Origin of the sequence: Corallococcus sp. 4LFB (genome assembly GCF_046520365.1) — a bacterium.
GTDB classification, from domain to species: domain Bacteria; phylum Myxococcota; class Myxococcia; order Myxococcales; family Myxococcaceae; genus Corallococcus; species Corallococcus caeni.
In genome coordinates, this window is record NZ_JBKGHJ010000004.1 from 1 (window position 1) to 14,454 (window position 14,454).

Genomic DNA, 14,454 nt, shown 5'->3' on the forward strand with positions numbered 1-14,454 from the left:
GCTCTCCGCGCACGCGCTGCTCACGCTGGAGGCGGCGCTCACCGGGGAGAGCACGCCGGTGGACAAGCAGGTCGGCGCGCTGCCGGACTCCACCCCGCTGGCGGAGCGCAGGGACCGCGTCTTCATGGGCACGTCCGTGGCGGCGGGCACGGCGGTCGCGGAGGTGACGGCCACCGGCATGGACACGGAGCTGGGCCGCATCGCGCACCTGGTGCGCACGGCGCAGGTGTCGCAGACCCCGCTGCAGCAGCGGCTGGAGGGCGTCACCCGCATGCTGCTGGTGCTGTGCGTGGCGGTGGGGCCCTGGTCGCGGGCTGGGGGTGATGCGCGGCGAGTCGGGCGTGGCGCTGCTGCTCGCGGCGGTGGCGCTCGCGGTCGCGGCGGTGCCGGAGGGGCTGCCCACGGTGGTGACGCTCGCGCTCGCGGTGGGCGTGCAGCGCATGGTGAAGGGCCACGTGCTGGTGCGGCGGATGCAGGCGGTGGAGACGCTGGGCTCCGCCACGGTCATCTGCACGGACAAGACGGGCACGCTCACCCTGGGCATCATGGAGGTGCGCGAGGTGTGGCCCCCGGAGTCCGCGCCCCGCGTGCTGGAGGTGGCGGCGTCACACGCGCTGCTGGGCCGGCCGCAGTACACGCCCCTGAACTCGCTGCTGCGGCCCTTCTCCCTGCGCGTCTTCCTGCCCCAGCCCTTCCCGGGCCGCATCAGCGTGGACATCCGGAGCCCCGAGGACCCGACGCGCGCGGGCAAGAGGGACACCATCGAGCGCAGCCTCGAACGGCTCATCCCCAACCGCTTCGTCGAGGAGCGCCTGCCCGCGCTGGAGGGCTTCGGCGCCCCCGAGCCCCTGTTCTCGGACGTCTTCCATGAAGCGGGCCAGCGCCCCCTCTACGACCTCGTGGGCGTCACCCACTACCTGCGCCAGGGGCCACCTCCTTTCGACGACCTGGAGCTGCTCAACACGGCGGACGACGGCACCACCCTGTCGCGCTCGCGCACCGCGCTGCCGCGCGCCTTCCTGGTGCAGCGCGCCCGCGTGGTGACGGATGCCCAGGCGCTCGCGGCGGTGGAGGATGCCGCTCAGCCCTTCCGGCACACGGCCTTCCTCGCTTCGGGCGCGCCGCTGGAGCGGCCCGAGTGCACGGGCTCCGTGGCGTGGGTGCGGCAGGGCGCGCGGCACCTGGAGTTGAAGGTGGACGCCTGCGACGAGAGCTACCTCGTCGTGTCCGACAGCCACTACCCGGGTTGGACCGCGACCGTGGACGGGCAGGAGGTGCCCATCCACCGGGCGGACCTGGTGCTGCGCGCCGTGCGGGTTCCGCGAGGCCTCCACACGGTCCGCTTCGACTACGACCCGCTGAGCTTCCGCCTGGGCCTGGCCCTGTCTGTCCTTGGCTGGATGGGGCTCGCGGCCGTGGCGCTCAGGCGTCCGCGGGCACCCTGACGCCCCGGCCTGCTTCATGGCCCGCAGCCGCTGTCCGGCGAGCCCGTCTCCATGCGCGGCGGCGTCAGTTCCCGCCGTCCTTCCACCAGATGCCCCAGTCGCCCAGGGCCGTGGAGTATTCAAGCTGACGCGAATCCTCGGTCGGGCCGAAGTAGGGGCTCTCCGCCAGGGCGTTGAAGCGTACCCAGCTGGAGAGGCCGTCGAGCCCGGCACCCCACGGGTCCTCCGGGTACCGGACCTTCTGTGAGATGGCGTCGGAGGGGTCCTGCTGGCCAAAGGACTGCGTACAGACAATGGCGGGGATCACGTGCGAGCCCAGGGTGACCGTCTCCCTGTGCGTGGACGTGACCTTTCCCGGGACGGGCGGCCACCCGGGAAACACGAGCGCGGCCTGGGCGATGACGCCGAGCAGGGCCTCTCCCAGCGAGAAGCTGGACGCACCCTGGAAGTCGCCGCAGGGAGGCGCAGTGCCCGGGGTGCCCGTCCACGTCGTCGTCAGCAGCTGACCGCGCTCCGCGCTCATGCAGTAGCGGTGCAGCTTCGGGGGCTGGCCGTCATCCGTCTTCACCACGTCGTACCAGGTGCCCGGGCCCAGGGGGTGTTTCAGGGTGGGGACCTCGCCGGACTCAAGGGTGCCCTGGCGGAAGGACTGGAGCTGGAGGTGATAGGAGACGCTTTCTCCCATCCCGGCGGAGCTGCTGCTGGCTTCGAGCAGGCCCTGGGTGAGGTACAGCGGCCCGGGCGCCGTGGCGTGGACGCGGACCTCCAGCGAGCCATCGCTGACGCGGGAGTCCTGCACGATGCGCCGGGCGCCCCAGGTCTGTCCTCCGGCGGCGTATCGCTCCTCCGTGACGGTGCCGTCCATGGGCTGGAAGGGCGGGCGCGGCCGAGACTCCTCCATGCGCATGGGCAGCACGTGGGCCTGGGCGAGCGCGCGATGGGGATGGGGACGGCCCTGGTCGTCCGTGAAGGTGATGGCGAGCCAGGCCCACGGAGGCCGCACGGCCACGACCTCCAAGGCCATCCGGCCCTCGACACGGTTCGAACGTCCCCGGGGCTCCTCGGGGAACCCCCTCTGGAGGAAGTCCTTCATGTCCAAGGGGATGTAGGGATTGAAGAAGCTGCTGCCGAAGGCGTACTCCACGCGGTCCCCCACGCGTGCGTACTTCCACGGTGAAGCCGCGGCCTCCGGTGGAAGGGGAACGGGCTTCATGCCCACGCAGGCGGGGCCCGACACGAGCGCCGTGCACAGCAGGAGGAGGAGGCGCGAGGAGGGAGGCCGCATGGGCTCCCTGTCTGCCATTGGTCCCGGAGCGTGTGAACCCGATTCGGTGCGGCCCTGCCAATGCACACCACCCGGCAGGGGTTTCTTGACAGCGTCCCGCGTTCATCTGTCCCGAGGGCTTGCTCCATTTCGCAGCAGCAGCGCGGCGCGGTGGATGGCGGAGCGGATGCGGACGTAGGTGCCGCAGCGGCAGACGTTGTCGCTCATGGCCGCGTCGATGTCCGCGTCGGTCGGCTGGGGGTTCTTCCTCAGCAGGGCGACGGCGGCCATGATCTGCCCCGGCTGGCAGAAGCCGCACTGGGCCACGTCCTCGGCGATCCACGCCTGCTGCACCGGGTGCAGTCCGGTCTCGTCCGCCAGGCCCTCGATGGTCCTCACCTCGCGGCCCGCGACTTCGCCCACGGGGTGGAGGCAGGGGCGGAAGGACTCGCCGTCCAGGTGGCTGGTGCACGCGCCGCAGACGCCCACGCCGCAGCCGTACTTGGGGCCCGTGACGCCCAGCACGTCGCGGAGCACCCACAGCAGGGGCAGGTCCGCGGGCGACTCCACCGACACCGGCTGACCGTTGAGCATGAATTGATGGGCCGGCATGGTCAGGCTCCCTCGTCGAGGATGGGGAAGCGGGTGGGCAGGGTGCCCGTCGCCCGGGCGATGGCGTTGGTCAGGGCCGCCGCCGCGCTGGGGTAGCCCAGCTCTCCCACGCCGCCCACGCGGTCGTCGGAGCGCACCAGGTGCACCTGGATGGAGGCGGGCGCGTGCTTCATCCGCAGCCACCGGTAGTCCGCGAAGCTGCCCTCGCGCACGGCGCCCGCGTCGATGTGGAGCCCCGCGCTCAGCGTGGTGGACATCGCGTCCAGCGCGGCGCCCTGGAGCTGCGCTTCGATGCCCTTCGGGTTGATGGGCAGGCCCACGTCCGCGGCGATGACCACGCGCAGCACGCGCGGCGTGCCGCTGGTGACGTCCACCTCGACGAGGTGGGCGATGGCGCTGTCCCACTCCTCCAGCACCGCGACGCCTTGCGCGACCCCGGGTGGCAGCGCGCGGCCCCAGGCGCCTTCTTGCACCACCCGGTCCAGCACGGCCTTGAGCCTTCGGGACGTGAGGCGCGAGCGCCGCAGCTCCACGGGGTCTCGCTGGAGCTCGCGGGCCAGCTGGTCGACGAAGACTTCGTTGGCCACGCCCACCTGGCTGGTGAAGACGGAGCGGAAGGAGGCGGTGGGAATGGGGAGCGGCACTTCGGCCAGCTCCTGCGCGACCCAGCCGAACTGGTAGGGCACGTGCTGGGTCAGCGCGAAGAACACCGCGCTGGTGACGTCCGGCAGGACCTGACCGAGCAGCGAGGTGAGCAGATCTCCGAAGCCGTGGGGGAACTCCACGGTGGGGATGGCGGCGCGGTGATGCCAGCCGAGGATGGAGCCGCCGGGGCCCATCGAGGCGAGGATGCGGTGGTGGCTGGCGGGCCGGTAGTGGCCGTGGCGCATGTCATCGTTGCGGCTCCACATCAGCTTCACCGGCTGCCCGAGCGACCGCGAGATGAGCGCGGCCTCGACGGCGGCCTCGGTGAAGAAGCGCCGGCCAAAGCCGCCCCCGGCGCGGATGGGATGCACCGTGACCCGCTGCGGGGTGAGCGCCCAGCCGAGCGCCGCGGCGACCTGGCTCCGCGCGAACTTCGGGTCCTGCACGCCGGACCAGACCTCCGCGACGTCGCCCGTCACGCGGGCCACGCAGCTCTGCGTCTCCATGGGCGCGTGCGCGAGGTAGGGGAAGTCGAAGCGCCCCTCCACGACCCGCGTCGTGAGCAGCGGCGGTAGCGGCCGGGGCCCGATGGCGTCGCGCAGCCGGGCGCGGATGTCGGCGTCGGAGAGGTGGCTGGCTGGCCCCGGTGCCCAGGTGACCTGCAACGCATCGCGAGCCGCGAAGGCCTGCGCGAACGTCCGGGCCGCCACCGCCACGCCTGACGGGAGCTGCACCACGCCCACCACGCCGGGCATCGCGCGGGCGGTGGAGGCATTGAAGGACTGGACCGTGCCGCGCAGCGTGGGAGGCCGCGCCACGACCGTGGGCACCGCGCCCGGGATGTCGAGGTCCAGGGTGTACCGCGCCTCGCCGGTGACGATGGCCCGTGCGTCGACACGTCCCGTGGGCTGACCGACGACGGTGTACTCGCTCGGAGACTTCGGCAGCGGAGAGACCTCCGGCAGCAGCACGCGCGCGGCGTCCTCCGCCAGCTCGCCGTAGCCGAGCCGGCGGCCATCGGGAGCGCGGACCTCGCCCTGCGCGGTGGTGAGGGTGAGGGCCAGCACCCGCCAGCGGTGCGCGGCGGCGGTGACCAGCCGCGCCCGGGCCTCCGCGGCGGCGGCGCGGAGCGGTCCGGCCAGGTAGCGCATCGTGGAGGACAGCCCGGTCAGCTGGATGAGCCAGCGGGGATCCGCGTCGGCGGTGGACACGTCCACGGCATCCAGGCCCGTGTCGAGCTCCTCTGCGACGAGCATGGCCACGGCGGTGGTGATGCCCTGGCCCATCTCCGTGCGGGGCAGGGTGGCGACGACGCGCCCATCGGTCCGGACAGCGACGTAGAGGTTGAGCGACGTCTCCTCCAGCGCCGCGGACTCCGCGGCCTGGGCCGAGGGAAGGTCGAGCCCGCACCGTGCCGCGATCATCAACGTGGGCGAAGCCACCAGCCACGTCAGGAACCGGCGGCGGTCGAGACCGCCTGGAGGCGCTGCGTCCGTGGGCAGCATGTCAGCCATGGAGAAAGTTTCTCACGCGGCCAAGGGCACGCCCAACGACCCACGAAACCCTGTGCGGCACCTGTCACCTGGAGTCCGGAAGCATCCAGCACAGGACCCTGAGCGGACCCGAAGCATTGTCCTGTCTCGAAGCCCCGGGCTGCCTCCCGCGCTGTTCCAAACCTGTCCGACAGTCGGACAGGTTCCCGCGACCGCGAGGAGCCAGGGCTGCCCGACGCGGTTCCAAACCGGTCCGACAGTCCGACAGGTCTCCGTGGCGGCCAGGGTCCAAAACCTGTCCGACAGTCGGACAGGATCGTGCGGAGCGCCGCAGGCAGGGCGCCTGGCGTTGTCCACGCCTGCGTGAACCTGTTCCGGACTCAGGCCTCGTCCTCCAGGCGCCCGCTCGTGCGCTTCGAGCCGGAGCGTCATGCCCGGGGCCGGAGCCCGAGACGGGACGTGCACGCGGCTTCGGGTGATACTGGTGGCCAGTGCCCCCATGGAGGCGGGGGGGAGGATGGCGGGCATGCGCAGGTGGCTCATCGGTGGCGTGGCGGTCCTGGTCGCGTGCGGCCTCGTGCTGTTCTGGGCCCTGCGCTCCGGCGGCCCGGACGCTCCCAAGGGCAGCGCGAAAGCCACGCTCGCGCCGACGCCCTCCACGCGCCCCGGGTCCACGCCGGAGGACTCCGGACACGGGGAGGCCGGTGCGCTCCCCGCGGCACAGCCCCCGAGCGAGGCGGAGGGCGTCCTGGACGTGGAGGTGCTCGCGGATGGGAAGCCTTCGCCCGGGACCACCGTGCGGCTCTACGCACCGGGCTCGCGAGCGTCCGCGTGGACGCTGAGGGGCTCCGGCCTCACGGATCCAACGGGACACGTCCTGCTGGCCTCCGGGCCCGGCCGCTACCTCGTGGCGGTGCGCGCACCGGGGCTGGCTCCGCTCCTTCGTGACGTGGTGCGCCCGCATGGCGAGCCGCGCACGGTGCTGCGGCTCACCCTGGAGCCCGCGCAATCCCTGACGGGCCGCACGGTGGTGCGCGGCTCGAATGAACCGCTGCCGCTCGTGGAGGTCGTCCTCACGGCGCATGCCCGCGAGCTGCAGGTCTGGCAGCGCGCCGATGCCCCTGACGACGAGCGCGTCTATGCGACGAGCGACGAGCGCGGGAACTTCCGCATCGACGGGCTCGCCCCCGGTGCCTACCTGCTGGAGGCCCGCGCCCCCGGCTACGCGCGCGTGGTGATGAGCCGCCTGCGCATCCCCACGCAAGGACCCCTGACGCTGGCGCTCCGGCTGGCGAGCGTCATCGAGGGCTTCGTCGTGGACGCGAAGGGCCTGCCGGCCGCGGACGCCGAGGTGCGGGTGGGCGGCAATCCCTACCAGGTGGTGACGACGGGCGCGCAGGGTGGGTTCTCCGTGGAGGTGGAGCCCGGCTCTCACCCCCTGTCCGCGCGACGCGGCGAGGAGTCCGGCGCGCTCGACCTGCCGGTCCTCTGCGTCGCGGGCAGCACCGTGCGCGACGTGCGCATCCAGCTGGGACCGGGCGCGGTGCTGGAGGGCCGCGTCGTGGAGGAGGCTTCGGGCGGGCCCGTGGAGGGCGCGCGCGTCGACGTCAGCCTTTCGGGCGGGGACGGAGCCCCCGGCGTCGCCGTGTCGGACGCGGAGGGCCACTTCCTCGTGCGCGGGCTGGCTCCCGGCAGCTACGACGCCCGCGTGAACGCCCCCGGCTTCTCGCCTGCCTTGCGCCGCGGGCTGACGGTCACCCAGGGCGAGCGCTTCCCCGTGGCGCTCACGCTCTCACGCACCGGCGCCGTGGAGGGCCAGGTGCGTGACACGCGCGGAGCGCCGGTGGCGGAGGCCCGCATCTCGGGCGTCAACCGCTGGAGCGATGGCGCGGACGCGAAGCCCATCGAGGCCCGTACCGATGCCGATGGCCGCTACCGGCTCGAAGGGCTCGCCACGGGTCGCCTGTCGCTCTCCGCGCGCCACGAGGGTTCGACGGTGGGCGTCCGCAAGACCGTCTCCGTGGAGGCCAACGGCACGGCCCGGGCGGACTTCACGCTGGAGGGCACGGGCACCGTGGAGGGCGTGGTGCGCGCGGCCCGGGGCTCCCTCCCGGACGCGCCGCTGGAGGTGACGGCCCTGGCGGATGAGCCGGCGCAAGGCGTGGCCCCGGGCGTGGGCCAGGTCGTGGTGGATGCGGAAGGCGTCTTCCGGATGGTCCTCCCCTCGGGGGGCTACACGCTCATGCTCGCGGCGCGCGGCCGCTTCGCCCAGGGCCAGCGCAAGTCCGTGCGCGTGGAGGCGGGCCGGACGGTCCAGGCCGAGTTCACGTGGGAGGAGACGCGCGACGTGAACGAATACCGGGGCGTCGTCCTGGAGCCGGATGGCTCGCCCTCACCCCGCGCCGTCATCACCCTCACGGCGGCGGACGGGAAGGGCATTCCCCTGGCGATGTCGCCCACGGATGAGGAGGGCCGCTTCGCCATTCCGCTCACGCGCGTGGGAGATTCCGCCCCACGCCGCGTGCTGCTGGGCGCGCGCAACGGGGGACGCTCCAGCGAGCCCGTGCCCGTCACCACCGGCCAGGAGGTCGTGGTGCGGCTGCGGCCCTCGGCGTTCCTCCGCGGCCGCGTGGTGCGCAAGGGCGAACCCGTCCGGGGTTTCTCCCTGTCGCTCCAGCTCCAGAAGGGCTTCCTGCCCCAGGGCGAGGGCCCCTGGGAGTTCTCCGGCGACCGCTTCGAGCTGCGCGACGTCCCGCCCGAGCCCGTGAAGCTGACGGCGCGCACGGTGGATGGCTCCGTCGGAGAGGCCCTGGCCGCTCCCGGCTCGGGCGCGGTGCTCGAGGTGGACATCCCCCTGACGGAGCCCGCCACCGTGAAGGGCCGCGTGGTGAGCGCGGCCACGAAGGCGCCCGTCCCGGATGCGTTCATCTTCATCGAGGGCGAGCCGCCCTCCCCGGAGCACGCCCCGGACGGGGAGGGCCGCTTCTCTCTCACGGGCGTGCGCGCGGGCGAGCGCGTCCTCGTCATCCTGGGCGGCCCGTCCCAGGGGCGCCTGCGCAAGCCGCTGAAGGTGAAGGACGGCGAGGTGCTGGACCTGGGCGACGTCTCCCTGGAAGTGGCGCAGCCCCCACAGCAGGGCCAGCCCACGCCGTGAAGGCGCCCCGTGCGGTGCTCAGCCCTGCTTGCGCCGCCAGCCCGGTGGAGGGCCGTCGCGCAGCACCCCGGCCACCGCCACCGGGCAGGCGAAGCTGGTCGTCATGGGCACCTGCATCCAGTGGCCGCCCATGTAGAGCTTCACCTCCCGCTCCTCCACGACGTGGTCCACCTTCACGTCCGCGCCCACGCGCTCCATGAGGGCGGGGTCGCCCACGGACACCACCGACTCCAGCAGCGAGGGCAGGGTGGGCACTCCGCCCGCAGCGCTGGCGATGATGGCGCCGCGTGCCACCGCGCGGTCCGTGACCTCGCGCATGGGCGCCTCCAGCGCGCGGTGGGGCGTGCCCAGGCTCAGGTTGAGCACGTCCACGCCCACCTCATCCAGCATCCACCCCAGCGCCTCCACGAGGCACAGCGAGTGTCCGCGCACGTTCTGGTCGAGGACGCGGGCCACGTAGAGCTCCACGTCCGGCCAGGGACGGACCTGGTCGTGGAGGATGCTCAGCACGGCCGTGCCGTGTCCGTGCGTGTCCTCCAGGTCCAGCGCGCTCGCGCCGGCCCGCCACGCCTCCAGCTCCTCCCGTTCGTAGACGCGCGCCTCCAGCACCTGCGCGTCCAGGTCGAGCGTGAAGGAGGCCGCTCCCGCGAGCCGCACCGAGTGCTCGCGCAGGAAGGCCACCTCCACGCCGCTGTCGATGATGCCCACCTTCCTCACGGGGCGCCGCCTCCCACCCGCGAAGGCTCCCAGTGCTGGAGCTGCCGCAGCACATAGGTGCCCAGGGACACGGACTCCGTGCGGGGCGGGACGGCATCCGGGACGTCCACGGTGAGATGCACGAGCGAGCCCGCGAGCGCCATCCCCGCGCCCAGCACCACGAGGAGCACGAACGTGAGGGTGCCAATCCGACGTACGACGAAGAGGCCCGCGTGGTCGGGGTCCTCCAGCAGCGGCAGCGTCGAGGGCAGCGGCGGCGCGGTGGGGCGTGGGAGCTCGTTCGCCATGGTTCTCCGTCCGCGCTAGGCGGCGTCCGCCTCGCCCAGGCCCGCGCGGAACAGCCGCTGGTACGGCGCGCAGCGCGCGAGCAGCTCCGCGTGCGGGCCCCGGCCCACCAGCCGGCCTCCGGCGAGCATCCACACCTCGTCGCCAGCGGCGCGTTGGCCAGCCGTGCGTGATGAACAGCACCGTCTGACCGCGCTCCCGCGCCCGCGCGAGCAGCCCCCGCACGATGGCGGACTCCGTCTCCACGTCGAGCTGCGAGGTGGCCTCGTCCAGCAGCAGCACCGGCGCGTCACGCAAGACCGCGCGGGCCAGCGCCAGCCGCTGCCGCTGTCCGCCGGAGAGGCTGGCGCCCGCCTCGGCCACCGGCGTGTCGAAGCCCTGGGGCAGCCCGGCGAGCACGGGCTCCAGCGCGCACAGCCGCACCGCCTGCCGCAGGTCCTCCTCGCTCACGTCGGACAGGCCCAGGGTGAGGTTGTCGCGCACGGTGCCGTGGTACAGCTCCACGTCCTGCCACACCACCGCGAGCTGCCGGCGCAGGTCGGAGAGCTCCAGCGCGCGCGCGTCCTGCCCGTCGTACAGCACGCGCCCCCGGCCCGGCTCCTCCAGCCGCGTCAGCAGCCGCGCGAGCGTCGTCTTGCCGGAGCCGCTGGAGCCCACGATGGTCACCACCGCGCCGGGCGGGACGCGCGCGCTCACCTCGCGCAGCACGTCCTGCTCCGGCAGGTAGCCGAAGGACACGGCCTCCAGCTCCACCCCACCGGAGAGCCGCTGCCCCAGCGGGGCCGGGGCCGTCAGCGAGCGGGCCGGGTCCTGCTCCGGCGTCTCGTGCAGGTACTCGAAGAAGCGGCGCAGGTGCACGCCGCGCTGCTGGAGGCTGGTGACGAAGGCGATGGCCTCGATGACCGGCCCGCGCAGGTACGCGGCATACGCCACGAAGGCCACGAAGCCGCCCAGCGTCAGCTTGCCCTGGAGGATGAGCCGCCAGCCCAGCCAGGTGAACAGCGCCGTCTGCGCGGCCTCCACCGAGCGCTCGAACAGCCGCAGCAGCCCCTCCACCCCATGGGCCCGCAGGTGCGCCCGCAGCACGGACCGCATGAGCCCCGCCGCGCGCTGGTAGACGAACGGCTCCAGCGCCAGCACCTTCGTCGTGCGGCTCTGCCGCAGCGTCTCCACCTGGAGCGCGCTGAGCGCCCCGTGCACGCCCATCACCTCCTGCCACGCGCTGCCCATGGCGCGGCCCATGAACAGCGGCACCGCCACCACGAAGGGCAGCGTGGCCAGGGCCGCCAGCGCCAGCTCCCAGTGGAGCGACGCCAGCGTGAACGGGATGACGAGCAGGAAGGTGAGCTGCGAGAAGACCAGCCGGAGCAGCCCCAGCACCAGGGCCATGCCCGCCTTCGCGTCATCGAAGCGGCTGGTGAGCTCCCCCACCTGCCGCCGGGAGAAGAAGCGGTCCGGCAGGTGCTGCAGGTGGTTGAAGAGGTAGAGCGCGGAGGAGCTCTCCAGCTTCACGGTCAGGTACGCGGAGTAGTAGCCCAGCAGCGTCTCCGCGAGCGCCGCGGCCACCGACGCGGCGAGGATGCTCAGCACCAGCACGTGCAGCAGGTCCAGGTCCCGCGGCGACGACACGTGGTCGAACAGCAGCCGCGTGAGGAAGGGCGGAATGAGGCAGAGCAGCGTGATGACCGGGCCCAGGAGCGCGCTGCGCGCGAGCGCACCCCACGCGGGCTTGAGCAGCCGCAGCAGCGCGGCCAGGTAGCGCGCCGACTGCCGCAGCCCGGGGGAGCCGTCCGCCTGCATCTCGCCGCCCGCTTCCATCACAGGTGCGTGAGCACGCTCTGGGCCAGCGCGTCCACTTCCTCCGGGATGGCATGGACGCGCAGGCCGGTGTGCTGCTCCATCTTGCGCCGCGCCTCCTCCAGCACCTCATCGCGCACGCCCAGGAACCACGTCTCCGTCCACCGGCTGCCCAGGAGCTTGCGCCCGCCCATCATCGCCAGGCCCACCACCGTGCAGGGCACGCCGTGCTCGCGGGCCAGCATCTCCAGATATTCGCGCGTCGCGACCACGTCCTCCGGCTTCGTGTCCACCGACACGGTGAGCACCACCAGGCGCGGCAGGAACGTCTCGTAGATGAGCGTGGAGGCGTTGGCCCGGCGGTCCAGGCCCGCGGGCGTGTAGAGCAGCCCGTTCTGCCCGCCCGTGATGACCAGGTCGCAGTCGCGCGCCAGGTCCGCCATGAGCCGCCGCTCGAACGCCAGCCGCTGCGGGCCCTCCACGCGCAGCACGCGCGAGTAGCCCGTGTCCGAGCCCAGCAGGATGCCCGTGGGCTCCGTGGCGTGGTGGCGCACGCGCACGTGCTTCGCCAGCGCCTCGCGCAGGTACACCTGCGTGGTGAACTTGCCCTGCACCGTGTCCGTGCCGAAGACGCCCAGCAGGTTGCGCGGCCCGTACTCCGCGGGGCCCGGCTTCGCGAGCGCGTCCTGCTCCGGCACGGCCACGCGCCAGAAGAGGCCCGGGTCCGGCTCCAGCCCGTCGAACAGGTCGTAATAGAGGATGTCGTCGTACAGCGACACCACCGGCAGCCGCTTGCGCGTGGCCACCTCCAGCAGCGCCCGGACGTGCGGCACCTCCGTCTCGAAGTTGAGCGAGCACGTGAAGACGACGGCGTCGAAGTCGTGGCGCGCGATGTCCGCCGGGTCGTTCACCACGGGCACGGACAGCTCCCCGGCCTGGATGTACGCGCCCGCGTCGCTGAGCGACACGGAGTCGTCGAAGACGACGGACGCCGGGGCCGGGCCGCGGTCGCGGAAGCGCAAGAGCGCGTAGCCTTCCTTGTTGTACTTGAAGACGGCGGTCCGCTTGCCCGCGAGCACCTCCATCACCTGCGCGCGCGTGTACATGTGGCGGCTGCGCAGCGTGGGGTTCAGCTTGAGCGGCAGCCGCTGGTCGCCCTCCCAGATTTCCCCCAGCTTCCGGTAGAGCACCTCCGGGTCGTACTTGGGATAGGTGCGGGTGTCCGGCGCGATGAGCAGCGGCACACCGTAGTCCGGCATCTGGAAGACGTGCTCGCGCCCGGAGCCCTCCACGCGCAGCGCGTAGCGGCCCTGCGGGTGCAAGAGGAAGTACTGGAACGCGACGCGCAGGCCCGCGACCTCCAGCACCTCCGCGTCCAGCGTGAGCTCCCGGCGCGCCTCCGTGTTCACGCCCTCCAGGGACAGCCGGCGCAGGAGGAACGGCGGCTCTTCCTGCCCGCCGGCGCGGCTCACGTGGATGAGCACGCACTTGAAGGGATCCACCGGGAAGGACGTGAGCAGCTCCGGCGAGAAGTCCTTCAGCCGCGACACGACGTCCGCGTAGCGCGCCAGGAACAGCGCGCGCGCCCGGTCCCGCTGGGTCGGGTCCGGAATCATGAAGAGCAGGTCGCTGCCGCTGAAGACCTCGAAGCGGCGCCACGTCTCCTGCGTCTCCGCGTCCACCGGCTCCGGCAGCTGCGCCTCCACCAACTTGATGAGCGCGTACATCCACGCGTTGCCCGGCGTCAGCCAGTGCTCGCTGTAGAAGTCGCGTCCCCACGTCGAATAGTAGAGCCGGGGCAGCGACGGCGGCTCGGGCGGCGGTGCTGGCGGGGGGGACGCAAGCTCCCGCGGCGCGGCGGGCTGCATGACGCCCTCCAGCCAGTCGACGCCCTCGTGCCACCAGTGGCCGAACAGCTCCGTGTCGAACGCGAGCACGAACGTCTGCCCGTCCTGCACGAGCGAGCGGCGCGACTCCAGCAGGTCCCAGAACGCGCGCACGTGCTGGGGCACCTGGGCGCGGGCGGCGTCCACGTCGTAGAGCGCCTTCTGCCCCAGGTCGACCTTCTGCCCGCTCACCGCGTGGTACTTGAGGCCCGTCCACACGTGGCCCCGCTTGTTCGCGGGCACGGGCACGCCCAGCTCCTCGAAGTACTCGGGGCGCAGGTCGAAGCCCACGTCCCGGAAGAACTCGCGGTAGACGGGATGGGCGGGATAGGTGGATTCGGGCGACTTCCACAGGTACAGCCCGATGCGGTAGTCGTGGACGAGCACCTCCAGGTCCTCGTGGCGGAACACGCCGCTGGGGTCCTGGGGCTGTGACGCGCCAATGCCCGTCAGGCTGAGCGCGGTGCGGCGGATGCCGTGGCGCGTGAGCACGCGCTCCAGGCCCGGCTGGAAGGCGCACTCGGGCAGCCAGAGGCCGTCCGGCTCTCGGCCGAAGACGTCCTGGAAGGACTCCACGCCCCGCGCCACCAGCCGGTCCGCGACGGCGGGCTGGAAGAAGGGCAGGAAGTTGTGCTGCGGCGTGGACGTCCACAGCTGCACGCCCGGCAGCCGCGAGCGCCCCAGCGTGGCGAACACGTCGCGCAGGCTGTGCTCCCGCAGGAACGCGAGGCTGTCCTCCACGCGGCGCAGGTACATGCCCGCGGTGCGGTGGACCCGGGCCAGCTGCTCGTCCGACAGCGACTGGGGGAACTTCTCGTAGCGGTTGTAGAGGTCCAGCCGCGACGTGCGCTCCAGCTCGCGCGTGGCGATGCGCCGGAGCAGCTGGAGGTAGCCGGTGTAGCGCTCCTCGCAGGCGACGAGCTGGTCCACCAGGCACGGGGTGAAGGACATCACCAGCGTGCCGGCGAAGCGCCGGGAGTCCCAGCGCTCCAGCATCCGGAACAGCGGAAGGTACGTCTCCGTCAGCGCTTCGAAGAGCCAGTTCTCCGGCTCATCGAAGAGGGGCCCCTCGCCCAACACCTGCGGCATGTGGGTGTTGAGGATCAGGGTGAGGCGCGTGTTCATGAGGGGACCGCGAGACGGGGGGAAGCGGGGG

General features: G+C 72.7%; 7 protein-coding genes and 1 pseudogene. 3 read left to right on the top strand and 5 right to left on the bottom strand.

From position 1 onward, the window contains the following. Positions 1 to 58 precede the first annotated feature (58 nt). Both ACLEQD_RS00915 and ACLEQD_RS00920 read left to right on the top strand, forming a co-directional pair. Positions 59 to 238 (top strand): annotated as a pseudogene (locus ACLEQD_RS00915) (hypothetical protein); the annotation flags it as partial. 85 nt (positions 239 to 323) lie between these two features. Then, positions 324 to 1,445: an HAD-IC family P-type ATPase gene (locus tag ACLEQD_RS00920; RefSeq protein WP_410380984.1), complete on the top strand. Its 1,122-nt coding sequence runs from the start codon at positions 324 to 326 to the stop codon at positions 1,443 to 1,445. Positions 1,446 to 1,509: 64 nt separating this feature from the next. Here the strand turns inward: ACLEQD_RS00920 and ACLEQD_RS00925 are convergent, their stop codons facing one another. The 3 genes from ACLEQD_RS00925 to ACLEQD_RS00935 form a co-directional block, all read right to left on the bottom strand. Continuing rightward, a complete protein-coding gene (locus tag ACLEQD_RS00925; RefSeq protein WP_410380985.1) occupies positions 1,510 to 2,730 on the bottom strand; it encodes a DUF6068 family protein in 1,221 nt (406 codons plus the stop codon). 102 nt (positions 2,731 to 2,832) lie between these two features. Further along, positions 2,833 to 3,321: a (2Fe-2S)-binding protein gene (locus ACLEQD_RS00930; protein WP_410380987.1), complete on the bottom strand. Its 489-nt coding sequence runs from the start codon at positions 3,319 to 3,321 to the stop codon at positions 2,833 to 2,835. 2 nt (positions 3,322 to 3,323) lie between these two features. Beyond that, the gene (locus tag ACLEQD_RS00935; protein WP_410380989.1) at positions 3,324 to 5,480 is read right to left on the bottom strand and encodes a molybdopterin cofactor-binding domain-containing protein; all 2,157 of its coding nucleotides are present in this window, start codon (positions 5,478 to 5,480) and stop codon (positions 3,324 to 3,326) included. Between the two features lie 505 nt (positions 5,481 to 5,985). On the opposite strand from ACLEQD_RS00935, the gene ACLEQD_RS00940 reads away from it, so the two are divergent. Further along, entirely contained in the window at positions 5,986 to 8,613 is a 2,628-nt protein-coding gene (locus ACLEQD_RS00940) for a carboxypeptidase regulatory-like domain-containing protein (protein WP_410380991.1), read from the top strand. Positions 8,614 to 8,631: 18 nt separating this feature from the next. On the opposite strand, the gene ACLEQD_RS00945 is transcribed toward ACLEQD_RS00940, so the two are convergent. Together ACLEQD_RS00945 and ACLEQD_RS00950 are read right to left on the bottom strand one after the other, a co-directional pair. Then, the gene (locus ACLEQD_RS00945) at positions 8,632 to 11,433 is read right to left on the bottom strand and encodes an ATP-binding cassette domain-containing protein (protein WP_410380993.1); all 2,802 of its coding nucleotides are present in this window, start codon (positions 11,431 to 11,433) and stop codon (positions 8,632 to 8,634) included. Then, on the bottom strand, positions 11,433 to 14,423 hold the full coding sequence (locus tag ACLEQD_RS00950) for a hypothetical protein (RefSeq protein WP_410380995.1): 2,991 nt from the start codon (positions 14,421 to 14,423) through the stop codon (positions 11,433 to 11,435). Before ACLEQD_RS00950 ends, ACLEQD_RS00945 begins: the two co-directional genes overlap by 1 nt. Positions 14,424 to 14,454 lie beyond the last annotated feature (31 nt).

Excerpts from the sequence above, each read along its gene's own strand:
- ACLEQD_RS00925 (WP_410380985.1), bottom strand. The coding sequence starts at position 2,730 with ATGCGGCCTCCCTCCTCGCGCCTCCTCCTCCTGCTGTGCACGGCGCTC.
- ACLEQD_RS00945 (WP_410380993.1), bottom strand. The coding sequence starts at position 11,433 with ATGGAAGCGGGCGGCGAGATGCAGGCGGACGGCTCCCCCGGGCTGCGG.
- ACLEQD_RS00950 (WP_410380995.1), bottom strand. The coding sequence starts at position 14,423 with ATGAACACGCGCCTCACCCTGATCCTCAACACCCACATGCCGCAGGTG.
- ACLEQD_RS00940 (WP_410380991.1), top strand. The coding sequence starts at position 5,986 with ATGCGCAGGTGGCTCATCGGTGGCGTGGCGGTCCTGGTCGCGTGCGGC.
- ACLEQD_RS00920 (WP_410380984.1), top strand. The coding sequence starts at position 324 with ATGCGCGGCGAGTCGGGCGTGGCGCTGCTGCTCGCGGCGGTGGCGCTC.
- ACLEQD_RS00930 (WP_410380987.1), bottom strand. The coding sequence starts at position 3,321 with ATGCCGGCCCATCAATTCATGCTCAACGGTCAGCCGGTGTCGGTGGAG.
- ACLEQD_RS00935 (WP_410380989.1), bottom strand. The coding sequence starts at position 5,480 with ATGGCTGACATGCTGCCCACGGACGCAGCGCCTCCAGGCGGTCTCGAC.